Source organism: Microbacterium sp. (assembly GCF_047607225.1).
In the GTDB taxonomy this organism is placed as follows: Bacteria; Actinomycetota; Actinomycetes; order Actinomycetales; family Microbacteriaceae; genus Microbacterium.
In genome coordinates, this window is record NZ_JASGDO010000037.1 from 1 (window position 1) to 25,001 (window position 25,001).

The window sequence follows — 25,001 nt, forward strand, 5'->3', positions numbered from 1 at the left end:
CACCCGCCGCTCCGCCTGCTCCCGCGCCCACCGCCGAAGGTGAAGCGACCCCGCCGACGGCGCCCGGCTACCAGGGCTACCCGCCGCCGCCCGCCCCGCCGCAGTGACCTCGGTCGATGGCCGCGCTCAGGAGCCCAGCAGCTCTAGCGCGGCCATCGCCGCGTTGTGCCCGCCGATGCCGCTCACCGCGCCACCGCGCCGAGCGCCGGATCCGCACAGCAGCACCCGCTCGTTCTCCGTCGCGACGCCCCACCGCTGAGCGGGGGTGTCGAGAGGCTCGTCGGCGTCGGCCCACGGCCAGTCCAGCGGTCCGTGGAAGATGTCACCTGCGGTCATGCCGAGGGAGGCCTCCAGGTCCGCCGTCGTTCGGGCCTCGATGCACGGCGTGCCGTCCGGTGCCTCGAAGAGGCAGTCGGCGATCGGCTCGGCGAGCACGGAGTCGAGCGAACGCTGCGCGGCAGACAGGAGCTCCGCCCGATGAGCATCGCGGTCGCCGCCTTCCAGGAGTCGGTGCGGAACCTGCAGACCGAAGAGCGTCAATGTCTGCGCGCCCGAACGCTGGAGCTCTTCGCCGAGGATCGAGGGGTCGGTGAGTGAATGACAGTAGATCTCGGCAGGGAGGGGATCGGGGACGCGTCCCGCGAGCGCCGCCGCATGGGCGGCTTCCAGCTGCGAGTACGACTCGTTGATGTGGAACGTGCCGGCGAACGCCGCCTCGGGCGCCACCGACTCGTCGCGCAGTCGTGGCAAGCGGGACAGGAGCATGTTGACCTTCACCTGGGCGCCCTCGGCGCGATCGTGTTCGACCGTGCCCGCCCCGTTGGCGCCCGCGTCGAGCAAGCGCCGCAGCACGGCGCGACCGACGCCGCTGAGCACCAGGCGCCCGTGCAGTTCTTCGCCGTCAGCCAGGGTCACCGTGCCGTCAGGCGTGACCGCAGCGACCTCGGCCTGCGTTCGCAAGAGCGCTCCTGCCGCGCGGGCGGCGTGTTCCAGGGCTCCGCTCACACTTCCCATTCCACCCACGGGAACATCCCAGTCGCCGGTGCCGCCGCCGATGACGTGGTACAGGAAGCAGCGGTTCTGACGCAGCGAAGGATCGTCCGCTGAAGCGAACGTGCCGATGAGCCCGTCGGTCAAGGCGATCCCGCGAGTGAGGTCGGACCCCAGGCTCTCGCGCAGCAGCTCGCCGAGCGGGCGCGCAGTGAGCGCGTGCCACAGCGATTGGTCGGGGATCTCCGAGCGCACGGCATCTTCGCGGCGAAGAGGAGAGGTCATCGTCGGAAACAGGGCCGCCGCGAGCGGGAGCATCCGGTCCGACAACGCAGCGAAGCGCTCCGCCTCCGCGACATCACCGATCGTGCGGCGGAAGCTCTCCGCCGTGGCGAGGGCGTCGGCGTGATCGATCAGGATGCCCCGCGACGGATCGGCGGGGTCGGGGGTGTACGACGCATAGCGTCGCCGCCGCAGGTCCAGTCGGAGGTCGAGGTCGTCGATGATCTGCTGCGGCAAGAGGCTGACGAGGTAGGAGTAGCGAGACAGGCGTGCGGCCACTCCCGGCCAGGGCTCCTCCGAGACGGCGGCGCCGCCCACATGGTCGTTGCGCTCCAACACGACGACCCTCTTTCCGGCGCGGCCGAGGTAGGCCGCGGCGACGAGGGCGTTATGGCCTCCTCCCACGATCACGACGTCGTACTCGGATGAAGGGTGGGCGGCGGTGACGCTCATGCGCCCACGGTATCGGCGTAGCGTGGACGGCATGAAGACCCCTGCTGATTCCGCCCTCATCGACGAGCTCTGGAGCCTGGCCGTCGAGGTGGCGCGAGAAGCGGGAGCGCTGGCGCACCAGCGACGTTCCGAAGGCGTCGAAGTGGCGGCGACCAAGTCGACGATCGCCGACATCGTCACGGAGGCTGACCGAGAGGTGGAAGCCCTCATCCGCCGCCGTCTGGCTGAGGCGCGGCCCCTCGACGGTTTCCTGGGGGAGGAGTCGGGTCTGGCCGACGCCCCCGATTCCGGAGAGGCGAGCGAGATCACCTGGGTCGTCGATCCGATCGACGGCACGGTGAACTACCTCTACGGCATCCCGCACTACGCGGTCAGCGTCGCTGCTGTGCGTGGCCGCCCCGACCCGCGCGAGTGGGAGACGCTGGTCGGAGTCGTCTTCAACCCGACTACTCAGGAACTATTCCGGGCCGCCGTCGGACGCGGCGCATGGCTCGGCGACACGCGCCTTGCCGTCTCGGCACCGGGGGAGGCCGGCGCGCTCGTCGCCACGGGGTTCGGCTACGACCCCGCCACGCACGACGGCGACTTCGCGCGCCTGCGCCGGGTCATGCCCCTCGCGCGCGATGTTCGTCGCGGCGGTGCGGCGTCGCTCGACCTCGCCTACGTCGCCGCGGGCCGTCTCGACGGCTACTTCGAACGAGGACTCCACGCATGGGATCATGCCGCCGGTGGTCTCCTCGTGACCGAGGCAGGTGGCCGCCTCGGCGGGATGCCCGACGGGGCGCCGGGCCGGGAGATGACGATTGCCGCGGGGGCGGAACTGTTCGACCGGATCTCCGACGCGGTATATCGATGATGTCCATGGCATTCTCAGCCGAAGCGGGGTAGTGTTTACCCGATCGTTACCTTTGCCTCCCGATCGGCGAAGGTGAGCCGAAGCCCCCCGAAGTACTGCGCACCCGAACGCGCCCTGACCGAGAGCCTTTCGTCCGTGACCCTCGACGCCCCTCAGGCCGACGCCGCACCCACGCGACGCTCGACCCGTGCCGCGGCGTCGTCGCAGCCGGTGGCACTCACCCGGGCAGAGTTGCGCCGGCAGCGGGCCGAAGCCCTCGCCGCGAGCGCGTCGCCCGCGGAGGCCGCGTCCGCGCAGGGCTCGCAAATCGACTTGACGACCTCGATCGCCGAGACCGTCGCCGCCGAGGTGGCGGCAGCTCCCGCACCCCTTCGACGCCGGGACCGCAGAATCGCGGAACCCGGCGTTTCGGCGTCTACGGCGACCGCGGGGCGCGACCAGTCCGCGGCCGCACCTGAAGTCGTCGACACGCTCATCGACACCGTCGCCGCTGACGCGATCCCCCTGGCCTTCGTTGCCGCCGTCGCCGAGCCGTGCCTGGTCGACGATTTCGAGCGTGCCGCTCAGCTGTTCTCCTTCACGGGGCAGACGCCGATCCAGGCCGACCCGGTCGTCGACCCGCCGATCGTCCCCGTGGCTCCGCATCGCGTTCCCCGTCGCGCACGACGAGTGAACGCCAAGAAGGTCGCCGCCGCATCGTTCTCCCTCGGAGTGATGACGATCGTGGGTCTGCTCGCGGTGGGGACCACGACGCCCGTCTCCGCCCTCGCGGCTGCCTTCAGCCCCGACGACGACGTCGTCACGACTCTCCCGGCTCCCGCAGAGACCGAGAACATCCAGGCCTACGTCTCGTCGACCGACGCCGCAAACGAGCTCGACCGCTCCGTCGACTACGACGTCGCGTCGATGGCTGACCTCGCGGCGGACTCCGGCGTCACCCAGTTCGCCGGCACGTGGGTCAACGACCCCACCGCCGACATCCAGTGGCCGTTCCCGGTGGGTGTTCCGATCTCGGCCGCGTACGGGTCGCAGACCTACCTGTCGAAGTTCTCCTCTCCCCACCGTGGTGTCGATCTGACACCCGGCGCCGGAGCGGAGATCCACGTGATCGCCGACGGCACCGTTCGGATCGCGACCGAGGCGGGCGGCGACTATGGCGTGACCGTGGTCGTCGATCACATCATCGACGGCAAGCTCGTCTCCACCCGGTACGCCCACATGCAGTACGGGTCGCTCCAGGTGGCAGCCGGCGACACCGTGAAGGCGGGCGATGTGCTCGGTCGGGTCGGCGAGACCGGCAAGGCCACCGGGCCGCACCTGCACTTCGAGGTGCTCCTGGGGGGAACCGTCCACACCGATCCCATGGCGTGGATGACGCAGCACACCAAGGGATGAGCCCCGCCGGGCCGGAGCCCGCTCCGGTTCGAGCGGGCGCCGTCGCTCTGGTATTCTTTTCTGGTTGCCCGCTCGCGGGCAGCACGCCCCGATAGCTCAGTGGCAGAGCACTTCCATGGTAAGGAAGGGGTCGTCAGTTCAATCCTGACTCGGGGCTCGCAAGACACCTTCGGGTGGATCGCGGCAGGGTAGCTCAGTTGGTGAGAGCGCACGACTCATAATCGTGAGGTCGCGGGTTCAAGCCCCGCTCCTGCTACAGATGAAAACCCCCGGGATTCCGGGGGTTTTGTCGTGTTGGGCCCGTGTTTGCCGCGCTCTCACCCCCCCCTGAAGAGTGACCTAACGATTCGCGCCGTGACCGCGTCACGGACTGCCAACGCGGCTTCGGTCCCGGACAAGTGCGTGTAGCGCTCCGTCGTCGTGATCGACGCATGGCCGCGACTTACTGGATGTGCGCCGGGGCGATGCCGTGCCGCGCGAGGCGCGACAGAAAAGTGTGGCGGAGGTCGTGGAAGCGAAGCGGTTGCCGTCCGCGAAGGTCGCGATCTGATCGCGGATAGCATGCCAGCGCAGCGCACGCGCGAGGTTGCCGCTGTCGAAGGGTCCGCCGAGCTTGCCGGTGAACACGTGATCGTGCCCGAGTCCGCGCGCAGCGTCGAGCCACGGCGTGAGTTCTTCGAGGATGGGTACCTGCCGCGCTTCGTTGGGCGCTCTTCAAGTCGCCCGCGGCCGTCCGGCGAGAACGCACGTCGAACCGTCAGATAGCCCTACGGCTCGTTGAGGCTCTTACCAACGGAGGCCGACCCGCTCACCCAGGCGCAAGCCTGTGAAGGCGAGTCCGGCGAGGGCCCGCTGTCCGAAGGGATGGAATGACGCAAGCGCGAGCATTCGCCGTACTTGCAGATCGTCGAGCGCGCGCGACGTCCAGTCCCCGTCATGCGCCTTGCCTCGAGTCCGGGGGAGGGAGCGGCACGGGTTGGCGGGCAGCAGGCCGTCTATGACGGCGAGCCCCAGGATCTTCGAAAGCAGCGCCAGCGCATCACCCTTTGTCGACTCCGCACCTGACCACGTCGCTTTCGCTTGCGCGATCGCCAGCGGGCGGATATCAGCGAGCGGGACTGCGCCGAACGACGGTGCGACCCGACGGGGCCAGGCGCGAGCATACGACTGACGCGAGTTAGGCGTGAGCCCGTCCTCTACGAGCATGCGAAACTCGCCGAAGAACTCGGCAAGGGTCCTCGCTGGTGGATCAAGGGGTGGACGTACGGTTGCGGAGAATGCCCTCAACCCGGGAGAAGGAAGCCTGCGCGTCCTCAAGGATCGCCGCAGTGTCGGCGACCACGCCCGCCGCCCGTCGCGACGCAGCTGTGAACTGTGCCTGCATCGGAGGCAGAGCGGCGAGGGTTTGCGCGAACCCGCTCGTGCCGATGTACGCCTCGACGAGAGAGCCACTCAGCGACTCGATGCCAGCCAACTCCGCGAGCATAGCCTCGGAGTCCTCTGTCGAAACGTCGGTATGGAACCGCGCGATCGCGTTGGCGCCTTCCACCGCGTCGAGCAACGCGCTCTGCAATTCTTCATTGAGCGGAGTGATCGCGTCAGAGAAGTTATTCAGGTCTGTCGCAAGAGTGCGCAACTCGGCCAACGTCGGTTGCAGTGCACGATCGGGACCAAGATTCTTCTGAATACGTTGAAGCCTGTCGGTGCCTGCCTTGAATCGATCACCAATCGCGGAGGTATACTCATTGATGCCCTGCGAAGCGTTGGCAACTCGTTCGGATGCTTCCTGCACGAGCTGCAACCCGTCCAGCAGACCGAGATCGTCAGCGTTGACGCTTCGGTCTTCTTCCTCATCGTCGGGGCTGTCCATGTGGCTAGCGTCAGGGGCGGCCGTGCGAGATTCGCGGGGCGCGACCTGCACTTGGGGCGTCTCGTCCAATGCGCCTGGTGCGAAGTCTTGGACGGGGTTGCTGAAATCCGCCATTCCGTTGACCACGGCTGCGCCGATCTCACCCAGCAATGTCGCAAGTGCGGGGGCCTGTCGGAAACCGGTGGAGTAGCTGTTAGCGCGGTAGGCGCGAAGGTCGAACGGGAGCGTCGATATGTCCTTCGTTATCATCACCGTGCGTTTGCCAAGTGAGTGGGCAAGACCGAGCTCGTACATGACATTGGGATTGAGTCCCGTGACGTCGGCAACAATCAGGTCTGCGTGGGCTATGCGGCCGGTGCGGGCGCGCGGGTGACCAGCGCCGCGTGAACTCGCTCTCATCCCATTGAGCATCGGAGAGCAACTGGAAACGCGATACCCTCTAGGCATCCCGAAAGCAATCCAGCTATTTGGGAGACACGCCCTAGTTCACGTAGAGGGTCGCTGACCCGGTGGTGAACCACCACCATGCGTATGCGATTGCACCCACGAGCACGACCGACGCGACGATCCACAGTGTGGTCTTGGCCCAGCGTGGGAGGCCAGTCGCTCGATTCTGCTGGTCAGGAGACTCCATACATTGCCCTCAGACCTTCTTGATCGCCTCGTCCCAACTGGCGTTGGGATGTGTTGCAGTTGCTGGTGTAGGGAGCGAGAACCTGCCCCGAGTTCTGTACCACATGCTCCAGGCCGACAGCGTGGCCGAACTCGTGCGTTGCGACACCCCGGAGGTCGATTTTCGCGCCGGTGCACGTGTTGGCTGTGTTCCAGGTGCGGCTGGAGTTGTCGAACTTGATATCGGCCTCTACAAAGCCGTTCAAACCCAGCCACGTACACGCAAGCGCCAGAGTGTCAGACTTTGTGATCGGCCCAAAAGAGACCTCGCTCTTGCCCGAGACAGACTGGCAGGATGCTCCTGCGGTGATACCCGCGTATGTCGTCGTGGTTCCACCTCGGTAGATGTTCAGCCCGTTACTCCGGGTTCCACACGTGGAGCTCTCGCCGCCGGCGATCGCTTTGGCGCCCAGCGCGATGGCGTCCGAGGCGCCACTCGGTGCACCTGCGGAGTTGTACCAATACTCGTATGTCTTCGTGAACTTCCAGATGTGCCCGTCCAACTTGTAGGGCGCGCCGGTCGAGCACTTGTTGGTGGTGGGCGAGGATGATCCCACCGTCAAGGACTCAGAGGCGGCTTCGAGGTCCTCGATGGCGCTCGGAGTTCCATAGAGATCGTCCTCGATGGCCACGGCGACTTCGCCGCCGTCACTGTGGAACAGCTCAACGTCAGGGATAGCCTCGCCGCCTTCTTCGGTTACCGCGTGGGAGCGGACGAGGATCCCACTTTCCGGAACCTGCATGTAGCGCCCGGTCTCTTCGTCGACGACGACGATCGAGCCTGCGGGGCTGCAAGCCGCGTCGTCGGCTAGGGACCCGACGCTGTCCACCGCTACAGTACGCGGCTCGCACTCTTCGGCGGCGATAGCAGGGGCCGCGAGCAACCCGCTGATTGCCAACGCGATGGCTGACGCTAGACCTGCCGATGTCGTGACTGTGTGATCCAGTGCAATCCCCTCGCCCCAGTTCGGACGTCCAGGATGACAGAAGACGCGACTGACGTCTATAAAGAACGCAAAGGACCGCCGCAGTCCAGACGCACGATTGCGCTGGGTATCTGTGATTCCATGGCGCGTTCTGCGGGTGAGGCAGGATATAGACCTGCGGCTCCCTACTGCCAAAGCGGCGCTCGACAAGCCGAGCAACGTTTCGCTATGCCTGATGGGGTGCATCGAGTCGCCGGCAAGACGTTCGATTGTGAGACCATACCCCATGGACAGGTCGTCCCGGGGAAATCGAGAGGCAGACGCATGCTTGAAGCGACGGTCGCCGACTTCGGATATCGGCGGCGTCGGGGGACTCTCGTCGATATCGACGTGCAGTTGAGCGTTGGCCGGACAGTGCTGCTGGGCCCCAATGGGGCGGGGAAGACGACGTTGTTGAAGGCCCTTGCCGGAGCGGTCGGGTATCGCGGATCACTGTCGCTCGACGGAGTGGCGGTGTCGCCTCGCACGCGACGTCCGGAGACGTTTCGACGGGCCGTCGGCTGGCTGCCGCAACGGGTGATCCCTTTTCCGAATCTGACGGCCCGTGAGCATGTGGCCTACGTCGGATGGCTGAAGGGCCTGCGATCGTCGGAGGCGTGGACCAGGGCGGAGCGGGCGCTGGCGATGGTCGGGCTGACTGCGGAAGCCGGTATGCGGGCCAGTACGCTCTCGGGCGGGCAGACCCGCCGGTTGGGGATCGCGGGGGTGCTTGTGCATGACGCGCGGTATCTGCTCTTGGACGAACCGACGGCGGGGCTCGATCCGAACGAACGCGACCGCTTGGTGGAGGTCCTTCGCTCGATCGAGATGGACAGAGCCGTTCTGGTGTCCACCCACGACACGGACACGTTGATCGATGGTGAGTCTCGGGTTCATGTCTTGGTAGGTGGGCGGTCGCGATTCTTAGGCCCGTACTCGTCGTTCGTCTCCGGGCACGAGGGTGCGTCGGAGAGCATGCAGCTGCGGCAGGCGTATGCAGCCATGGTGCGGGCGGACTGAGTCTGGATGAGGTCACCGCTTCCTCTTCGTCGCCGAGCGATCCTGTGGTTGCTGCTTCCCGCCGTCCCCCTGCTGATCATCGTCGCCCAGCTTTCTCCTGCCACGCTGGTCTTGGACTGGTGGACGTGGATCGTTGCGCATTCGGCCTTGCTGATCATCGTTCCGGCGGCGGTCGCTTCCACGGGAGCGGCGCTCGACGCGGCTCGGCTTCGAGTACGCCGGGAAGAGAACGCGCTTGCTGTGCGCGCCCCGGCCCGCATCCTGCTGGACGCGTTCTGGCCGAGCTATGTGGGCGGTGTCCTCGCTCAGATTGCGGCCGTCATGATCGTGGCGTTCACCGCTTCGGGCGGACGGGGAGCCCCGCCGTGGGGTCTGATCGGAGCGCTGCTCGCGATGCTCCTTTTCCACACGGCGCTGGGATTGATGTGCGGAAGCGTTCTTCGCCCGGTGTTCGCGATTCCCGCCGCTTTAGCGGCAAGCTATGTCTGGCTGGGATTCACCGGGGTCGTGGACTGGTTCGAGCTTCGCCATCTGGCGGGGCTCGTCCTGGAGACGTGCTGCTTCTACGACCAGCAGCCCGCGGCCAGCTCGATCGCCTCGGTCAGTGCATTCTCCGTGCTGGCGGGAGTCGGCCTGATCCTGTTGGCATCGGCGGCATTGCGGATTCCGGTGATCTCCACCATCACGGCTACGGCCGCGGGCTCGTCGCTGATGGTCGTCGGATTCGTGCTCGGTATTGTGGCCGCGCAGGGGCTGGGGCCGAGTGCGGCGGAGGCTCGCGACGAACGCGATCTCACCTGCACGGAGGCGGCTGTCACGGTCTGCCTCTACCCGGAACAGTGGGATCCGGCCGTCGTGAGAAGCGTGCAGACCATGGTTCAGCGTGTGATTGATGCAGGCGTGCCACTGGCCACCAGAGTCGTCGCCACGCGTGAGCCCGAGAACCGAGGAGTTCTCCCGTTCGCGTTCATTCCGGGGATGACGGAGGGAGAGATCGCCACCTCGCTTGCGGGTGCGATCCCTGATGGGACGTGTGAGTCCGATGATGAAGAACGGTCGCTAGCTCGGAGCGCGGCGTTCTTCACCACCTATGGCTGGTTGGAGGGGACGTTGCTCGGTACCCCCGGGGCGGGTTCCTACGCCGACGATCCCGAGTCATACCTCGACGTGCTCCTCGAACGGCCGCCGACAGAGCAAGCGAAGTGGATCAACGCGGCCATCGCCTCCCTCGGCGACTGCGGCACGCTTCCACCGGGGGCTCCGTGAGACTCGCCTTCAAGACCTCCCGCACCCCCTGGGTCGCCGTCGTCCAGGCGATTCTCACCCTTGTCGGCTCGGGGTTCGGCGCGATCATCGTCGGGCTCCCCGGACCTGGCGGCGACGCGCCGCTCGCGCTGCTGATCGCGCTACTGGCCACACTGCTGATCGCACCCGGTATCGTCCACACCTGGCCGAAGGACCGCACCGTGCCCGCCCGGAGCGCGGGAATCGTCACGCTCCTGATCGTGCTGGCGCAACTCGCTCCATCGCTGCTGATCGCTGTCGTGTTCGGTGTGAGCGGCGGCCCCGCGGGCCTGTCCTACGTAGGCATACTCCTCTGGCTGCTCGCGATCCAGTTCGCCGCCGGAGTCATGGTCAGCTCCACCTACCAGGGCGTCGCTCCCGCGGTGTACATCCTCCTTTGCACCTTGTTCGGACGAATCGACTCCGTCGTGCAGCCCTGGGCATGGCCACTGGCGGATATCAATCCCGCCCTCTCCCTCTTGCTCGGCGGAACCGCATTCGTTCTCGCCAGCACGCTCCTGGCGGCAGTCGGCCTCCATCGATCCACGTCGACTTAGTGTCTCGCGTCGTTGACGCTCGGTAGAGATCACGCCGATCCGCAAGGCCGATCTACGGCGACGAATGAACACCCCGACCGGTGCCGATGACCCCGGCGAGAGCCCCCACGTCGCCGAGGTCATCACGTGGGCCAGGCGTTCGCAGGCCGATCTGCGTCCTTTTTGTCTCCCCAGGGGGAACGCTCACGCTGAGGGGTCAGCGTAGGTGAAGCTGCCGACGATTCCGAGGGTATTGACGGGGTGCTGCCCTGCCGGTAGGCGCGACACGGCGAGGACACTGCGCGCAAGAGCCGTGCATCCCGAGGAGCCTTCCCCTAGCCTGAAAGTGCGGGCCGATTTCGCAGAAGACACTCCCCCCGTGTCGTGAGGAGTTCCCCAGCTCCGAGCATGGCCCGCCAGAGCCCTCTCGGCCCTCGTGCTTTGAGAGGGCTCTGCTGAGCGGGGGCTCCGTGATCCCGGGAAGAGATCTTCCGCGTTTCGCGTAATGAACCTGCCCGTTCGGCATCTCTTCCTCTGGGCGTCGAGTTGTTCGGCTGACGCTCCTACGGCTTGGGGTCGTGCGTCGTTATCCGGGGGGAGGCGGCGCACGGCCCCGGCCACCTCCTCGTCGCGGCCGGTTGCGCTCCGCGTCGCCCGCCGCCCGCACTCGCACGAGAGATGCCAGGCTGGAGGGATGACGATTCCGAACATCACCCTCAACGACGGTCACACGATCCCGCAGCTCGGCTTCGGTGTCTTCAAGGTCGATCCCGCGGAGACCGAGCGGATCGTGGGCGAAGCGCTCGCCGCCGGTTACCGTCACATCGACACCGCCGCCGTATACGGCAACGAGGAAGGTGTCGGCCGCGCCATCGCCGCCAGTGGGATCTCCCGCGACGACCTGTTCGTGACGACGAAGCTGTGGAACGCCGATCAAGGGACCGACTCCGCTCGCGCCGCGCTCGCGAAGAGCCTCGACAAGCTCGGACTGGACCACGTCGACCTGTACCTCATCCACTGGCCCCGCCCCGATCTCGACCGCTACGTCGCGTCGTGGCAGACGCTGGAGCAGTTGCGCGACGAGAAGCTGACGCGTTCGATCGGCGTCTCCAACTTCCACCGTCCCCACCTGGAGCGGCTGCTGTCCGAGACCGACACCGTGCCCGCCGTGAACCAGATCGAGCTCCACCCCGCGTTCGCGCAGCGCGAGCTTCGCTCCTTCGGCGAGGAGAAGGGGATCCGCACCGAGGCGTGGGGACCGCTCGGACAGGGCAAGTACGACCTGTTCAGCGAGGAGCCCATCCGCCGTGCGGCCGAGGCCCACGGGGTGACTCCCGCGCAGGTCGTGATCCGCTGGCATCTGCAGAGCGGCATCATCGTCTTCCCGAAGTCGTCCACTCCCGAGCGGATCGCACAGAACATCGACGTGTTCGGCTTCGAGCTGACCGCCGACGAGATGGCGGCCATCGACGGCCTCGACCGCGGCCAGCGCGTCGGATCGGACCCCGACACCGCCACCTTCTGATGCAGCCGTGATGCCGGGTCCGGCAGTTGCCGCTGGCAGGCCGGACCTGGTATCACTGGATATCGACGGGATGGGGGTCCCGTGCATCGATCACTGGGGGGATTCGATGAGCGATATCACGTTGGTTCCGGCTGCCTTCCGCTGTCCTGACCACGACAATGTCGAGCTGCTCACGGAGCGGGTCGTCGACCAGGTCGACCGCGAGGCGCAGTGGTTCACCGACCGCACCACCGAGGCCTTCCGGGTCTCGGTCGTCTGCCCCGGCTCTGGTCACGACCAGCTGCCGCACCGGCGGGTGTTCGACGGTCGGTGGACGCGCACGACTGCTGCGGTACCGCGCGTCGCCTGATCGATCGCCGAGGAGCGGATCCGCCTCACGCTCCGTCCCGAGGCGCGGTCCGCTCCTTGCAGTGCGCACGCGGACAGCGCATGCGCATGCTGACAGCGAACACCGGCCCATCCGGCTCGGCCGGTGTCGGAGGACGGCGCTAGCATGAACCGTTCTTCCCCCACGGCCTATCTCGGAGGTGCGGCATGCTGGGCAGGCTGCTGGTGCGCTATCTCAAGACGTACAAGTGGTTGTTGGTTGGTGTTCTGGTGTTCCAGTTCGCCTCGGCGATCGCATCGCTCTACCTGCCGCGCCTGAACGCCGACATCATCGACAAAGGTGTGACCACGGGCGACACCGCCTACATCTGGACGCACGGCATGTTCATGCTCGCCGTCGCCCTCGGCCAGATCATCGCCTCGGTCATCGCGACGTACTTCGCGGCGCGGGCCGCGATGAGCGCCGGTCGCGACATCCGCCGCGACGTCTTCCATAAGGTCGGCGGCTTCTCCGAGCGGGAGGTGTCGCGCTTCGGCGCCGGCACGCTCATCACTCGCAACACCAACGACGTGCAACAGGTCCAGATGCTCGCGATGATGGGCGCGACGATGCTCGTCACCGCGCCGCTCCTCGCCATCGGCGGCATCGTCATGGCGCTGCAGCAGGACGTCGGGCTCAGCTGGCTGATCGGTGTGGCCGTGCCGGTGCTGCTCGTGGTCGCCGGGCTCATCATCAGCCGAATGGTGCCGCTGTTCCGCCAGTACCAGCACAAGCTCGACGCCGTGAACCGCATCATGCGTGAGCAGCTCACCGGGGTGAGGGTCGTGCGCGCGTTCGTGCGGGAGCGCATCGAGGAAGAGCGCTTCCGCGGGGCCAACACCGACATCATGGTCGTGGGACGGCGGGTCGGCTCCCTCTTCGTGCTGATGTTCCCGCTGGCGATGCTCGTGCTGAACATCACCGTCGTGGGCGTGATCTGGTTCGGCGGCATCCAGGTCGACCAGGACAACGTGAAGGTCGGCACGCTCTTCGCCTTCATGCAGTACGTCGGCCAGATCCTCATGGGGGTGCTCATGGCCACCTTCATGACGATCATGATTCCGCGCGCGGCGGTCTCGGCCGACCGTATCGGCGAGGTCCTCGACTCCGAAGACCAGCTGACCCGTCCGACGAACCCCGTGCAGACCTTCCCGGCCCCGGGTTCCGTCGTCGTCGACGACGTGACCTTCACCTACCCGGGCGCCGAGGCTCCCGTGCTCCAGGGCTTGAGCTTCCGGGCCGACCCGGGGGAGACGGTTGCGATCGTCGGCTCGACCGGTGCGGGCAAGACGACGCTCGTGTCCCTCATCCCGCGGCTCTTCGACGTCACCTCGGGCTCGGTCCAGGTGGCCGGCGTCGATGTGCGCGAGGCCGACCTCGATCTCCTCTGGAAGGGCATCGGCTACGTGCCGCAGCGTTCCTTCCTCTTCACCGGCACCGTCGCCTCCAACCTCCGCTTCGGACGGGAGGACGCCACCGACGAGGAGCTCTGGCGAGCGCTGGAGATCGCGCAGGGCAAGGACTTCGTGTCCGAGCTCGAGGGTGGGCTCGAGGCGCGCATCGCCCAGGGCGGCACGAACGTCTCGGGCGGTCAGCGGCAGCGTCTGGCGATCGCTCGCGCCATCGTGCACCAGCCGGACATCCTTGTCTTCGACGACTCGTTCTCCGCCTTGGACGTCGCTACCGATGCGCGACTACGGCAGGCCCTGTGGCGGGAGCTGCCGAACGTGACCAAGATCGTCGTCGCCCAGCGTGTGTCGACCATCACGGATGCCGACCGCATCGTCGTGCTGGAAGACGGCCGCATGGTGGGGCTCGGCACCCACGAGGAGCTGCTGGCCGGCAACGAGACCTACCGAGAGATCGTCGAATCGCAGCTGGGGGTGGACGCATGAGCGCGCCCGACGCGTCGTCGGATGTGACGATGACCGAAGAGGAGCGCCTCGAGAGCGAGCGTGCCGAGCAGGCGCGACTCACCTCCGGGGACTGGGACTCCGTGGCCCCGGGCAAGGCGACCAACTTCGGCAAGAGCTTCGCGCGAATGATCGGACTGCTCGCACCGCACAAGTGGGCATTTCTCTTCGTCTCCACGCTCGGTGCCATCGGCGTGGTCCTTGCCGTCATCGCGCCCAAGGTGCTCGGTGAAGCGACCAACCTGATCTTCGAGGGCGTCGTCTCGCGCTCGCTCACGGAGTTCTTCGCGCCCGGCACCAGCCAGGCGGCCGTCGTCGAAGCGCTGCGCGCGTCGGGCGACACCGACCGGGCCGACATGGTCGCCGCGATGCACGACTTCCAGGTCGGGGCCGGCGTCGACTTCGACCGGCTCCGGTGGGTCGTGGTCGGCGTGCTCGCGATCTACGTGGTCTCCTCGATCCTGACCTGGCTCCAGGGCTACGTGATCAACGTGATCATGGTGCGGTCGATGTGGCGTCTGCGTGAAGACGTAGAGGCCAAGATCAACCGCCTCCCGCTGTCGTACTTCGACCGGGTGCAGCGGGGCGAGCTCATCTCGCGCGTCACCAACGACATCGACAACATCACCCAGACGATGCAGCAGGCGCTGTCCACGGCCGTCACCAACATCCTCACTGTCGTGGGCGTGCTCATCATGATGTTCTCCATCTCGTGGCAGCTCGCGATCGTCGCCCTCATCGCGCTTCCGCTCATGGCGGTCGTGTTCGGCGTCATCGGCCCCCGCTCGCAGAAGGCGTTCGCGACCCAGTGGAAGAAGGTCGGTCGCCTCAACGCCCGTGTGGAGGAGTCGTTCTCCGGTCACGCGCTCGTGCGGGTCTACGGTCGCGAGGAGGACGCGCGCGACCGGTTCCAGGAGGAGAACGAAGAGCTCTACCAGGCCGCCTTCAAGGCGCAATTCCTTTCGGGGCTGATGATGCCGTCGATGATGTTCATCGGCAGCCTGAGCTACGTGGGTATCGCTGTGCTCGGCGGTCTCATGGTGGCGTCGGGGCAGCTGCGTCTCGGCGACGTGCAGGCCTTCATCCAGTACTCGCAGCAGTTCACCCAGCCGCTCTCCGAGCTCGGCGGAATGGCTGCCGTGGTGCAGTCGGGCACGGCCTCGGCGGAGCGGGTGTTCCAGCTCCTCGACGAGCCCGAACAGGAGCCCGACGACGGAGAGTCGCCCGAGCTCGCGCCCGGACGCGGCGTGATCGAGTTCCAGAACGTCGCCTTCTCGTACTCGCCCGACAAGCCGCTGATCCGTGACCTGTCGTTCCGCGTCGAACCCGGACAGACCGTGGCGATCGTCGGGCCGACCGGCGCCGGAAAGACGACGCTCGTGAACCTTCTGATGCGGTTCTATGAGCTCGACGGCGGCCGCATCCTGCTCGACGGCCAGGACATCGCCGAACTCACCCGCGACGAGGTGCGCTCGCGCACCGGAATGGTGCTGCAGGACCCGTGGCTGTTCGCGGGGACCATCCGCGAGAACATCCGCTACGGCAACGAGTCGGCCACCGACGACGAGATCGTCGATGCCGCGGTGGCCACACGGGTCGATCGCTTCGTGCACTCGCTCCCCGACGGCTACGACACGGTCCTCGACGAGGACGCGGCGAACGTCTCGGCCGGCGAGAAGCAGCTCATCACGATCGCACGCGCCTTCGTGGCCCAGCCGGCCGTGCTGATCCTCGACGAGGCGACGAGCTCGGTCGACACCCGCACGGAGTTGCTGCTGCAGCACGCGATGTCGGCGCTGCGCGAAGGTCGGACCTCGTTCGTCATCGCGCACCGGCTGTCGACCATTCGCGACGCGGATCTGATCCTCGTCATGGAGCACGGCGACATCGTCGAGAAGGGCAGCCACGACGAGCTCATCGCCGCGCAGGGCGCCTACTGGCGTCTGTACCGGTCTCAGTTCGAGAAGGCCGCGGTCGATGACCACGTGGAGCAGCTCGAGCGAGTGGACGCAGAAGCGGGAGAGCCGGAGACGACGGCGTGACGGCGGTCGTTCGTCGTTCGCCCCGCTTCGTCCTCTCGTGCATCGCGATCGGCCTGATCGCCGGTCTGTTGTCGGGCCTGTTCGGCGTCGGCGGCGGAACGGTGATCGTGCCGATGCTGCTCCTGCTTCTGCACTTCGACCAGCGGCTCGCGGCCGGGACGTCGCTCGCGGCGATCGTGCCGACGGCGACCGTAGGGGTCGTCTCCTATGCGATCCATGGATCTGTGGCCTGGATCCCCGCGCTCATCCTCGCGGCAGGAGCCGTCGTCGGCGCGCAGATCGGCACCTGGCTGCTGGCGCGCCTCCCTCAGAACGCATTGCGGTGGGGGTTCGTCGGCTTCCTCCTCGTCGTGATCGTGATGCTCTTCGTCGTCATTCCCTCACGCGACGCGGAACTGGAGTTGACCTGGCTCACGGGTCTGGGGCTGGCAGGCCTCGGCGTCTTCACCGGGATCATGGCCGGGCTCCTCGGTGTCGGGGGTGGGGTGATCGTCGTTCCCGCCCTCATGTTCCTCTTCGGGACGAGCGATCTGATCGCCAAGGGCACCTCTTTGCTCATGATGATCCCCACCGCGATCTCCGGCACGATCGGCAACGTCCGCCGCGCGAACGTCGACCTACTGGCGGCCGCCCTGATCGGCGTCGCGGCCTGCACCACGACTGCCGTCGGCGCATGGGTGGCGACGCTCCTCGACCCGTTCGTGTCGAACATCCTCTTCGCCGCCTTCCTGCTGTTCATCGCCTCCCAGCTGTCGGTGCGCGCATGGCGAGCACGCCGGCGAGATTGACACGATGGGGGAGTTGTCACGGAGGCGCCCCGCGTCGGTCCCCGGCCGCGTCGATAGACTCGATGGGTGCCTGTGAATCCTGAACTGGTCGGTCGTGAGTTCCCACCGACCCCTCCGTATCTGGTCGGACGTGAGAAGGTGCGGGAGTTCGCACGCGCCGTCTTCGCGACCGACGCGCAGCACCTCGACCCCGAGGCCGCCCGCGCCCTCGGATACGCCGACGTCGTCGCTCCCCCCACGTTCGCCATGGTGGTCCAGGACCTCACGCTCCAGCAGCTGCTCGCCGAGCCCGACTCCGGCATCGCCCTGGAGCGCACCGTGCACGCGGAGCAGCGTTTCCGGTACTCGCGACCGATCGTCGCGGGCGATGAACTGACCGCACGGCTCCAGGTGACCGGGGTGCGCCCGTTCGGCAAAGGCGCGATGGTGACCAGCGAAGCGGAGATCTCCGATGGGGCAGGCGACCACGTCGTCACCGCCGTCTCGGTGCTGCTGATCGGAGGAGAAGAGTGAGCGCGCTCGAGATCGGATCGGTCGTCGCCGAGAGGTCGGTGCACCTCACCCGCGAGTCCCTCGTGCGCTACGCGGGCGCCTCGGGCGACTTCAACCCCATCCACTATCGCGACGATGTCGCTGAGCGCGTGGGCCTCCCCGGTGTCCTGGCGCACGGGATGCTCACGATGGGCCTCGCCGTGGAGACGATCGTCGAGTGGTTGGGAGACAGCGGCCGGATCCTCGAGTACGGCGTTCGCTTCACGCGCCCCGTCGTCGTCGACGCCGAAAGCGGCGCAGACCTGACCGTCGTCGCCAAGGTCGGCGCCCTCGACGAGGAGACCGCGCGGATCGACCTGACGGTCTCGCACGGTGACACTGTCGTGCTCGGCAAGGCGCAGGTGCGCGTGCGCCTCGCGGCGTGACGATGGTCGAGATCGAACCCCGCGCGCTCGCCGAGCTGACGACGCTGCGTGCCGGCGCGCGGCCCCGGCGAATGGTGGAGGCGCGGACGCGCGACGAACTGGTGTCGCACCTGCGCGACCTCTGGAACGACGGCGAACGCGTGCTCGTGGTGGGCGGGGGCTCCAACCTGCTGGTGGGGGATGAGCCGTTCGACGGCACTGTCGTGCTCGTGCGGACGGAAGGGCTGGAGGTCCTGCCCTCGGAGCGGCCGGGCATGCTTCGCGTGAAGGCCGAGGCCGGCCACGACTGGGATGATCTGGTCGCCTTCACGGTCCGTTCGGGGCTGCAGGGGATCGAAGCGATGTCGGGCATCCCCGGCACGGCCGGCGCGTCGCCCGTGCAGAACATCGGCGCCTACGGACAGGAGCTCGTCCAGACACTCGTCGAAGTGGAGCTTCTCGATCAGGACACCCACGAGGTCGCGGTGGTTCCCGCCGCCGAGCTCGAGCTCGGCTTTCGCACCTCGGTGCTCAAGGCTCACTACGGCGACGTGGCTCGGCGCGACGCGGTCGTCCTGTCGATCACGCTGGAGCTGGCGCAGGTCGGCGACGCCGAGATCCCCGTCGCCGGCGCGCAATTGCGGCAGTCCCTCGGCCTTCCCGCCGACGCGATGGCCTCGCTCGCGTGGATCCGAGACACCGTGCTCGCAACGCGGGCGAGGAAGGGGATGGTCCTCGATCCGACCGACCCCGACACCTTCAGCGCCGGATCGTTCTTCCAGAACGCGATCGTGTCGGCCGCCTTCGCACGCACTCTCCCTCCCGAGTGTCCGCGGTGGCCTGTCTCCGTCGACCTCGACCCGATCACGGTGATCCCTCTCGACCGTTACGACGGCATCGTTCCGCCGCCCGCGGTGCAGGAGCCCGACGTCAAGGTGAGTGCCGCATGGCTCATCGAGCACTCCGGCCTCCGCAAGGGCTTCTCGCTCCCGCGGTCGCGCGCCGGCCTGTCGACCAAGCACGCGCTCGCCCTCACCAATCGTGGTGGTGCGTCCGCGGGCGAGCTCGCGCAGCTCGCCCGCTTCATCCGGGGCCGGGTGCAGTCCGAGTTCGGTCTCGTGCTGCAGCCCGAGCCGGTGCTGGTCGGCGTCGAACTGTAACCACGCCGCGCCGGGTCATACCGCGCCGAGCGCCTGCTGACGCGGACTCGCCGTCAGGCGAAGAGTCGCTGCAGGCGCTGCACACCTTCCACGAGCGCTTCGTCGCCGAGGGCGTACGACAGACGGAGGTATCCGCTCGGCCCGAACGCCTCGCCGGGCACGACGGCCACCTCTGCCTCATCGAGGATGAGGTCGGCCAGCTCCAGAGACGTGGTCACGGTCTTTCCCCGCCACTCACGGCCGAGCAGGCCGCGGACGTCGGGGTAGACGTAGAAGGCGCCGAGGGGGTTCGGAACCGTGACCCCCGGGATCTTCGCCAGCTCCGACACGATGAGGCGCCGACGGCGGTCGAAGGCCTGCCGCATCTGCTCGGCCTCGTCCTGCGGGCCGGTGAGGGCGGCCAGGGCGGCGCGCTGCGCGATGTTGTTGACGTTCGAGCTCAGGTGCGACTGCAGGTTGGCCGCGACCTTGATCGCGGCGCGCGGCCCCACCATCCAGCCCACGCGCCAGCCCGTCATGGCGTAGGTCTTCGCCACGCCGTTGACGAGGATCGTCTGGCCGGCAAGCTCCGGGACCGCCTCGACGATCGACACCGCGCGGACGCCTTCGTAGACGAGGTTCTGGTAGATCTCGTCGCTGATGACCCAGATCCCGTGCTCGAGAGCCCACTGTCCGATCGCGCGGGTCTCCTCCTCGGTGTAGACAGAGCCGGTGGGGTTGGAGGGTGAGACGAAGACCAGTGCGGTGGTCTTCTCGGTGCGCGCGGCCTCGAGCTGCTCGACGGTGACCTTGTAGTCCTGATCGGCGCCGGCGAACACCTCCACCGGAACCCCGTCGGCCAGCGCGATCGCCTCGGGATACGTCGTCCAGTACGGGGCGGGGAGCAGCACTTCGTCACCCGGGTTCACGACCGCCTGGAAGGCCTGATAGACCGACTGCTTCCCGCCGTTGGTCACGATGACCTGCGAGGGGTCGACCTCCAGACCCGAGTCGCGGAGGGTCTTGGCTGCGATCGCCTCGCGGAGCACCGGCAGGCCGGCGGCGGGCGTGTAGCGGAAGTTGGCGGGATCGTGCAGCGCTTCGGCCGCGGCGTCGACGATGAACTGGGGTGTCGCGAAATCAGGCTCGCCCGCGGCGTAGGAGATGACGGGTCGGCCGGCCGCTTGGAGTGCTTTGGCCTTCGCGTCGACCTTGAGGGTCGCCGATTCGGCGATGGCGCTGAGCTTCGCGGAGACGCGGGGCTGACGGGGAGAAGAAGCGCTTTCGGTCACGCTCTAGAGCGTAGTCGTCCCGCGCGCTCGACACCGCCGTGCGACGCCGCCGGACGGGTCCGAGGACCCCTGCCCGGCAGCGTCGCCTCTGCCTCACCCCTCGTCGAGGAACCGTGCGTAGGCGGGGACGGTCAGGAACGCCGGGAAGTCCTGTCCGAGCGCCACCTCGCGGAAGATCTCGGCGGCGTCGTCGAACCGGTCGCCGTCGGTCCGCTCCACCTCGCCCAGCACGCGGGCGATGAGGTTTTCCGCGAGCTCGCGTGTGATGGGTGTGCCGTCGTCGGTCACGCGATCCTGTTGGATCCACTGCCACACCTGGCTGCGACTGATCTCCGCCGTGGCGGCGTCCTCCATCAGGTTGTCGATCGCGACGGCGCCCTGCCCCCGCAGCCACGCTTCGAGGTAGCGGATGGCCACCGAGACGTTGCCGTACACGCCGGCGGTGGTGATGGGAAGCCCGATGTGGACGTCGATCAGCTGCGAGGCGGTGACCGTCACATCGGGGCGCTGACGCGACACCTGGTTGGGCCGCTCGCCGAGAACGGCGTCGAACTCCGCCTGGGCGACGGGGATCAGATCGGGGTGGGCGACCCACGTGCCGTCGAAGCCGTCGCCTGCTTCTCGCCGCTTGTCGGCGGCGACCTTCTCGAACGCCTGCGCCGTGACCTCCGGATCGCGACGGTTCGGGATGAACGCGCTCATCCCGCCGATCGCGAATGCGCCCCGCTTGTGGCAGGTCTGCACGAGCAGCTCCGTGTAGGCGCGCATGAACGGCACCGTCATGGTCACCTGGCTGCGGTCGGGGAGCACGAACCGTGCGCCGCGTCCGCGGTAGTTCTTGATCATCGAGAAGATGTAGTCCCACCGCCCCGCGTTCAGGCCCGCGCAATGGTCGCGCAGCTCGAACAGGATCTCCTCCATCTCGAACGCGGCCGGCAGCGTCTCGATGAGGACCGTCGCCCGGATCGTGCCGTGCGGGATCCCGAGAGCCTCCTCGCTGAAGGTGAAGACGTCGTCCCAGAGCCGTGCTTCCTCGGCCGACTCGAGCTTGGGGAGGTAGAAGTAGGGCCCCACTCCGTTGTCGATGAGCGCCTGCGCGTTGTGGAAGAAGTAGAGGCCGAAGTCCACGAGGGAACCCGAGGCGGCCAGGCGTCGTCCGTTGCGGTCGGTGAAGTCGATGTGCTTCTCGGTGAGGTGCCAGCCGCGCGGGCGCATGACGATCGTGGGGGTGCGCTCCGCCGTGACCTCGTAGCGCTTCCCTTCCGGCGACGTGAAGGTCAGCTGTCCGCGGATCGCGTCGAACAGCGAGAGCTGGCCCTCGATCACGTTCCGCCACGTGGGGCTCGTGGCATCCTCCTGATCGGCAAGCCACACCCGAGCCCCGGAGTTCAGCGCGTTGATCGTCATCTTGGGGTCGGTCGGGCCTGTGATCTCCACGCGCCTGTCGTGGAGGCCGGGTCCGGCGCCGGCGACGCGCCAGTCCGGATCGTCCCGGATGTGGGCGGTGTCGTCGCGGAAACGCGGGTCGTGCCCGTTGCCGATCTCGAAGCGGCGACGCATGCGGTCGGCGAGCCGGTCGTGGCGCCGGCCGGCGAAGCGCAGATGCAGATCGCCGACGAAGGCGAGGGCCTCGGGAGTGAGGATCTCGTCGTACCGGTCACGGAGCGTCCCGGTGACGGTGAGGGTGGGTGCGGGCGCGGTGCCCGTGGCGGTGGGGGTCATGGCCCTGCCTTTCTGTGCGTGTGGAGTCGGGTGACGCGGGGTCAGTGGAACTGCGCGGTCTCTGTCGAACCGGCCAGCGCCAGCGTGGTGCTGTCGGGGTTGAGCGCGGTCGAGACGAGGTCGAAGTACCCCGTCCCGGCCTCCCGCTGGTGCTTGGTGGCGGTGTAGCCGCGGGATTCGGCGGCGAACTCCGCTTCCTGCAGGTCGACGTAGGCGCTCATGGCGCGCTCGGCGTAGCCCGCGGCGAGATCGAACATGGAGTAGTTGAGGGCGTGGAAACCGGCCAGCGTGATGAACTGGAACGCGTATCCGAGCTCGGCGAGCTCCTGCTGGAAGCGTGCGATCTGCGCGTCGTCGAGGTGGCGCTTCCAGTTGAAGCTGGGGGAGCAGTTGTAGGCGAGGAGCTTGCCGGGGAACTGCTCGTGGATCGCGGTGGCGAAGGCGCGGGCCAGTTCGATGTCGGGTTCGCCCGTCTCCACCCACAGCAGGTCGGCGTAGGGCGCGAAGGCGAGCCCGCGACTGATGACCGCCTCCAGTCCGGGTCGCACCCGGTAGAAGCCCTCCGACGTCCGCTCACCGGTGGTGAAGGCCCGATCGCGCTCATCGACGTCGCTCGTGAGCAGGTCGGCGGCCAGCGCGTCGGTGCGGGCAATGATCACGGTCGGGACGTCGGCGACGTCGGCAGCCAGACGCGCCGCGTTGAGCGTGCGGATGTGCTGTTGCGTGGGAACGAGGACCTTTCCGCCGAGGTGGCCGCACTTCTTCTCACTCGCCAGCTGGTCCTCCCAGTGGATGCCCGCCGCGCCGGACTGGATGAGCGAGAGCGCGAGCTCGAACGCGTTCAGGGGGCCGCCGAAGCCGGCCTCGGCGTCGGCGACGATCGGCGCGATCCAGTCGGTGCCGGTCGTGCCTTCCGCATGCTCGATCTGGTCCTGCCGCAGGAGGGCGTTGTTGATGCGGCGAACGACCGCCGGCACCGAGTTGGCCGGATAGAGACTCTGGTCGGGGTAGGTCTGGCCGGCGAGGTTGCCATCGGCAGCGACCTGCCATCCCGACAGGTAGATCGCCTTGAGGCCGGCCCGGACCTGCTGCACCGCTTGGCCGCCGGTGTAGGCGCCGAGAGCGCGGACGTACTCCTCGGTGTGGAGGAGGTTCCACAGGTTCTCGGCCCCGCGCCGGGCGAGAGTGTTCTCCTCGCGCACCGATCCGCGGAGGCGTATCACGTCTTCGGCCCGGTACGTGCGCTCGATGCCGTCCCAGCGGGGATCGGTGTCCCAGCTCTCCTGGAGCTCGGCAGCGGTCTGCGTCTGGTCGCCGGCGCGGAGGCCGGGCGTGTGTGAGGTGGTCATGATCTCTCCTTCGTGGGCCCGCCGTGCGGGAGGGCCGCGAGCATCGGTGCTCGGGTGGTGGATCCACTGTGCGTGAATTTCCTCGGCGCACATGGCGATTTCCAGTGTGAAGATTGCGCATATTTCTGTTTTCGTGGCATGCTCACGCTCATGACGATCGAAGGAGCTCGGACGAGTCCATCCGGCAGCGAGGCCCCGACGGTCGACGCCCTCACCATCGGACGGCGGATCCGTCACCTCCGGACGGCACGGAAGATGACCCTCGACGATCTCGCGGCGGCGGTCGACCGCGCTCCCAGTCAGCTCTCGATGATCGAGACCGGAAAGCGCGAGCCGAAGCTCTCCCTGCTGCAGGCCATCGCCCGCGCGCTCGGGGTGACCATCGACGCCGTCCTGGAGGCCGAGCCGCTCGATGATCGCACCTCGATGGAAATCGCCCTGGAACGCGCGATGCGCGGCCCGACGTTCCACGCCCTGGGCATCGCACCGTTCCGCATCGGAAAGTCCGTCCCCGACGAGGCGCTCGCCGCCCTCTTGTCTCTGCAGCGCGAGATCGAGCGCCTGACCGACGAACGATCCGCGACGCCGGAGGAGGCCCGACGGGCCAACGTCGACCTGCGCCACCTGATGCGGCGGCAGGACAACTACTTCCCGGAGCTGGAAGCGCAGGCGCGGCAGATCCTCGATGCGGTCGACCATCCCGGCGGGCCGCTGACGCAGCGCACCGCGTCGGACATCGCCGCGCACCTGGGATTCTCACTGCACTACGTGGCCGATCTCCCCGCCTCCACCCGCAGCGTCGCCGATCTGCGCCACGGCCGGCTCTACCTCTCCTCGACCGTCCCCGCGAAAGGCGACTCGCGCACCGCCGTGCTGCAGGCGCTCGCCAGCCGCATCCTCGGCCACAGCGAGCCGCGCTCCTACGCCGATTTCCTCCGTCAGCGCGTGGAGACCAACTACCTCACGGGGGCGCTCCTGGTTCCCGAGGCCCACGCGGTGCCGTTCCTGCACGACGCGAAGGAGCGTCGCGCAATCTCGATCGAGGATCTCCGCGACGCGTACTCGGTGTCGTACGAGACCGCGGCGCATAGGTTCACCAACCTCGCCACCGAGCACCTCGGCATCCGGGTGCACTTCCTCAAGGTTCACGAATCGGGGACGATCACGAAGGCCTACGAGAACGACGACGTCAACTTCCCGGCCGACAGGCTCGGATCAATCGAGGGACAGTTGTGCTGCCGGAGGTGGACGAGCCGGGTCGTCTTCGACATCCCCGACAAGTTCAACCCGTACTACCAGTACACCGACACCGGCCAGGGCACCTTCTGGTGCACCGCTCGCGTCGAGGCCTCCAGCGAGGGGGCGCACTCGGTCAGCGTCGGGGTGAGGTTCGACGACACGAAGTGGTTCATCGGTCGGGAGACGACCAATCGTGGGATCTCACGGCACTCGGTGGAGGTCTGCTGCCGCCGAGCTCCCGCCGAGCTCGAAGGAGCGTGGCGCGACCAGGCGTGGCCCAACGTCCGGACGCCGCGCACGCTCCTCGCGACCCTTCCGTCCGGCTCGTTCCCCGGCGTCGACACCACCGACCTCTACGAGTTCCTCGACGCTCACGCCCCTCGAACCGGGGCCTGAGCGGAGGGGG

General features: G+C 67.7%; 20 protein-coding genes and 2 tRNA genes. 16 read left to right on the forward strand and 6 right to left on the reverse strand.

Annotated elements, in window-relative coordinates:
- Window positions 1–126: 126 nt before the first annotated feature.
- The gene (locus tag QM591_RS06620; RefSeq protein ID WP_415130832.1) at window positions 127–1,725 is read right to left on the reverse strand and encodes a phytoene desaturase family protein; all 1,599 of its coding nucleotides are present in this window, start codon (window positions 1,723–1,725) and stop codon (window positions 127–129) included.
- Between the two features lie 31 nt (window positions 1,726–1,756).
- On the opposite strand from QM591_RS06620, the gene QM591_RS06625 reads away from it, so the two are divergent.
- The 4 genes from QM591_RS06625 (at window position 1,757) to QM591_RS06640 (ending at window position 4,232) form a co-directional block, all read left to right on the forward strand.
- Window positions 1,757–2,581, forward strand: coding sequence for an inositol monophosphatase family protein (locus QM591_RS06625; RefSeq protein ID WP_415130834.1), 825 nt, complete (start codon window positions 1,757–1,759; stop codon window positions 2,579–2,581).
- Between the two features lie 135 nt (window positions 2,582–2,716).
- On the forward strand, window positions 2,717–3,976 hold the full coding sequence (locus tag QM591_RS06630; protein ID WP_415130836.1) for a M23 family metallopeptidase: 1,260 nt from the start codon (window positions 2,717–2,719) through the stop codon (window positions 3,974–3,976).
- A gap of 85 nt (window positions 3,977–4,061) precedes the next feature.
- Window positions 4,062–4,133, forward strand: a tRNA-Thr gene (locus tag QM591_RS06635).
- A gap of 25 nt (window positions 4,134–4,158) precedes the next feature.
- A tRNA-Met gene (locus tag QM591_RS06640) sits at window positions 4,159–4,232 on the forward strand.
- 993 nt (window positions 4,233–5,225) lie between these two features.
- On the opposite strand, the gene QM591_RS06645 is transcribed toward QM591_RS06640, so the two are convergent.
- Complete coding sequence (locus tag QM591_RS06645; protein ID WP_415130838.1) at window positions 5,226–6,140, reverse strand: hypothetical protein; 915 nt, start codon at window positions 6,138–6,140, stop codon at window positions 5,226–5,228.
- Window positions 6,141–6,466: 326 nt separating this feature from the next.
- Window positions 6,467–7,417 carry a matrixin family metalloprotease gene (locus QM591_RS06650; protein ID WP_415130840.1) on the reverse strand — a complete coding sequence of 317 codons (951 nt, stop codon included), beginning with the start codon at window positions 7,415–7,417 and terminating at the stop codon, window positions 6,467–6,469.
- A gap of 351 nt (window positions 7,418–7,768) precedes the next feature.
- On the opposite strand from QM591_RS06650, the gene QM591_RS06655 reads away from it, so the two are divergent.
- The 11 genes from QM591_RS06655 (at window position 7,769) to QM591_RS06705 (ending at window position 19,014) form a co-directional block, all read left to right on the forward strand.
- The gene (locus QM591_RS06655; protein ID WP_415130842.1) at window positions 7,769–8,503 is read left to right on the forward strand and encodes an ATP-binding cassette domain-containing protein; all 735 of its coding nucleotides are present in this window, start codon (window positions 7,769–7,771) and stop codon (window positions 8,501–8,503) included.
- Window positions 8,504–8,509: 6 nt separating this feature from the next.
- Window positions 8,510–9,769, forward strand: a complete 1,260-nt coding sequence (locus tag QM591_RS06660; RefSeq protein WP_415130844.1) for a hypothetical protein — start codon at window positions 8,510–8,512, stop codon at window positions 9,767–9,769.
- A complete protein-coding gene (locus QM591_RS06665) occupies window positions 9,766–10,344 on the forward strand; it encodes a hypothetical protein (protein WP_415130846.1) in 579 nt (192 codons plus the stop codon). The genes QM591_RS06660 and QM591_RS06665 overlap by 4 nt, the downstream gene beginning before the upstream one ends.
- Before the next feature lie 673 nt (window positions 10,345–11,017).
- Window positions 11,018–11,848: an aldo/keto reductase gene (locus tag QM591_RS06670; protein WP_415130848.1), complete on the forward strand. Its 831-nt coding sequence runs from the start codon at window positions 11,018–11,020 to the stop codon at window positions 11,846–11,848.
- Window positions 11,849–11,954: 106 nt separating this feature from the next.
- Window positions 11,955–12,197: a hypothetical protein gene (locus tag QM591_RS06675; RefSeq protein ID WP_415130850.1), complete on the forward strand. Its 243-nt coding sequence runs from the start codon at window positions 11,955–11,957 to the stop codon at window positions 12,195–12,197.
- Between the two features lie 185 nt (window positions 12,198–12,382).
- A complete protein-coding gene (locus tag QM591_RS06680; protein ID WP_415130852.1) occupies window positions 12,383–14,110 on the forward strand; it encodes an ABC transporter ATP-binding protein in 1,728 nt (575 codons plus the stop codon).
- A complete protein-coding gene (locus tag QM591_RS06685; RefSeq protein ID WP_415130854.1) occupies window positions 14,107–16,170 on the forward strand; it encodes an ABC transporter ATP-binding protein in 2,064 nt (687 codons plus the stop codon). Before QM591_RS06680 ends, QM591_RS06685 begins: the two co-directional genes overlap by 4 nt.
- Complete coding sequence (locus QM591_RS06690) at window positions 16,167–16,958, forward strand: sulfite exporter TauE/SafE family protein (RefSeq protein WP_415130856.1); 792 nt, start codon at window positions 16,167–16,169, stop codon at window positions 16,956–16,958. The genes QM591_RS06685 and QM591_RS06690 overlap by 4 nt, the downstream gene beginning before the upstream one ends.
- Before the next feature lie 66 nt (window positions 16,959–17,024).
- The gene (locus QM591_RS06695; RefSeq protein ID WP_415130858.1) at window positions 17,025–17,471 is read left to right on the forward strand and encodes a MaoC family dehydratase N-terminal domain-containing protein; all 447 of its coding nucleotides are present in this window, start codon (window positions 17,025–17,027) and stop codon (window positions 17,469–17,471) included.
- On the forward strand, window positions 17,468–17,875 hold the full coding sequence (locus QM591_RS06700; RefSeq protein ID WP_415130860.1) for a MaoC/PaaZ C-terminal domain-containing protein: 408 nt from the start codon (window positions 17,468–17,470) through the stop codon (window positions 17,873–17,875). Before QM591_RS06695 ends, QM591_RS06700 begins: the two co-directional genes overlap by 4 nt.
- 2 nt (window positions 17,876–17,877) lie before the next feature.
- A complete protein-coding gene (locus QM591_RS06705; RefSeq protein WP_415130893.1) occupies window positions 17,878–19,014 on the forward strand; it encodes a UDP-N-acetylmuramate dehydrogenase in 1,137 nt (378 codons plus the stop codon).
- A gap of 53 nt (window positions 19,015–19,067) precedes the next feature.
- On the opposite strand, the gene QM591_RS06710 is transcribed toward QM591_RS06705, so the two are convergent.
- From QM591_RS06710 to aceA, 3 genes are all read right to left on the reverse strand, one after another.
- Complete coding sequence (locus tag QM591_RS06710) at window positions 19,068–20,285, reverse strand: pyridoxal phosphate-dependent aminotransferase (RefSeq protein ID WP_415130862.1); 1,218 nt, start codon at window positions 20,283–20,285, stop codon at window positions 19,068–19,070.
- Window positions 20,286–20,378: 93 nt separating this feature from the next.
- The gene (gene aceB / locus QM591_RS06715; protein ID WP_415130864.1) at window positions 20,379–22,007 is read right to left on the reverse strand and encodes a malate synthase A; all 1,629 of its coding nucleotides are present in this window, start codon (window positions 22,005–22,007) and stop codon (window positions 20,379–20,381) included.
- A 41-nt stretch (window positions 22,008–22,048) separates the two neighbouring features.
- Window positions 22,049–23,356, reverse strand: a complete 1,308-nt coding sequence (aceA, locus tag QM591_RS06720; protein ID WP_415130866.1) for an isocitrate lyase — start codon at window positions 23,354–23,356, stop codon at window positions 22,049–22,051.
- Between the two features lie 150 nt (window positions 23,357–23,506).
- On the opposite strand from aceA, the gene QM591_RS06725 reads away from it, so the two are divergent.
- Window positions 23,507–24,991 (forward strand): helix-turn-helix domain-containing protein, encoded by a 1,485-nt coding sequence (locus QM591_RS06725; RefSeq protein ID WP_415130868.1) that lies wholly within the window; start codon window positions 23,507–23,509, stop codon window positions 24,989–24,991.
- Window positions 24,992–25,001: the final 10 nt, after the last annotated feature.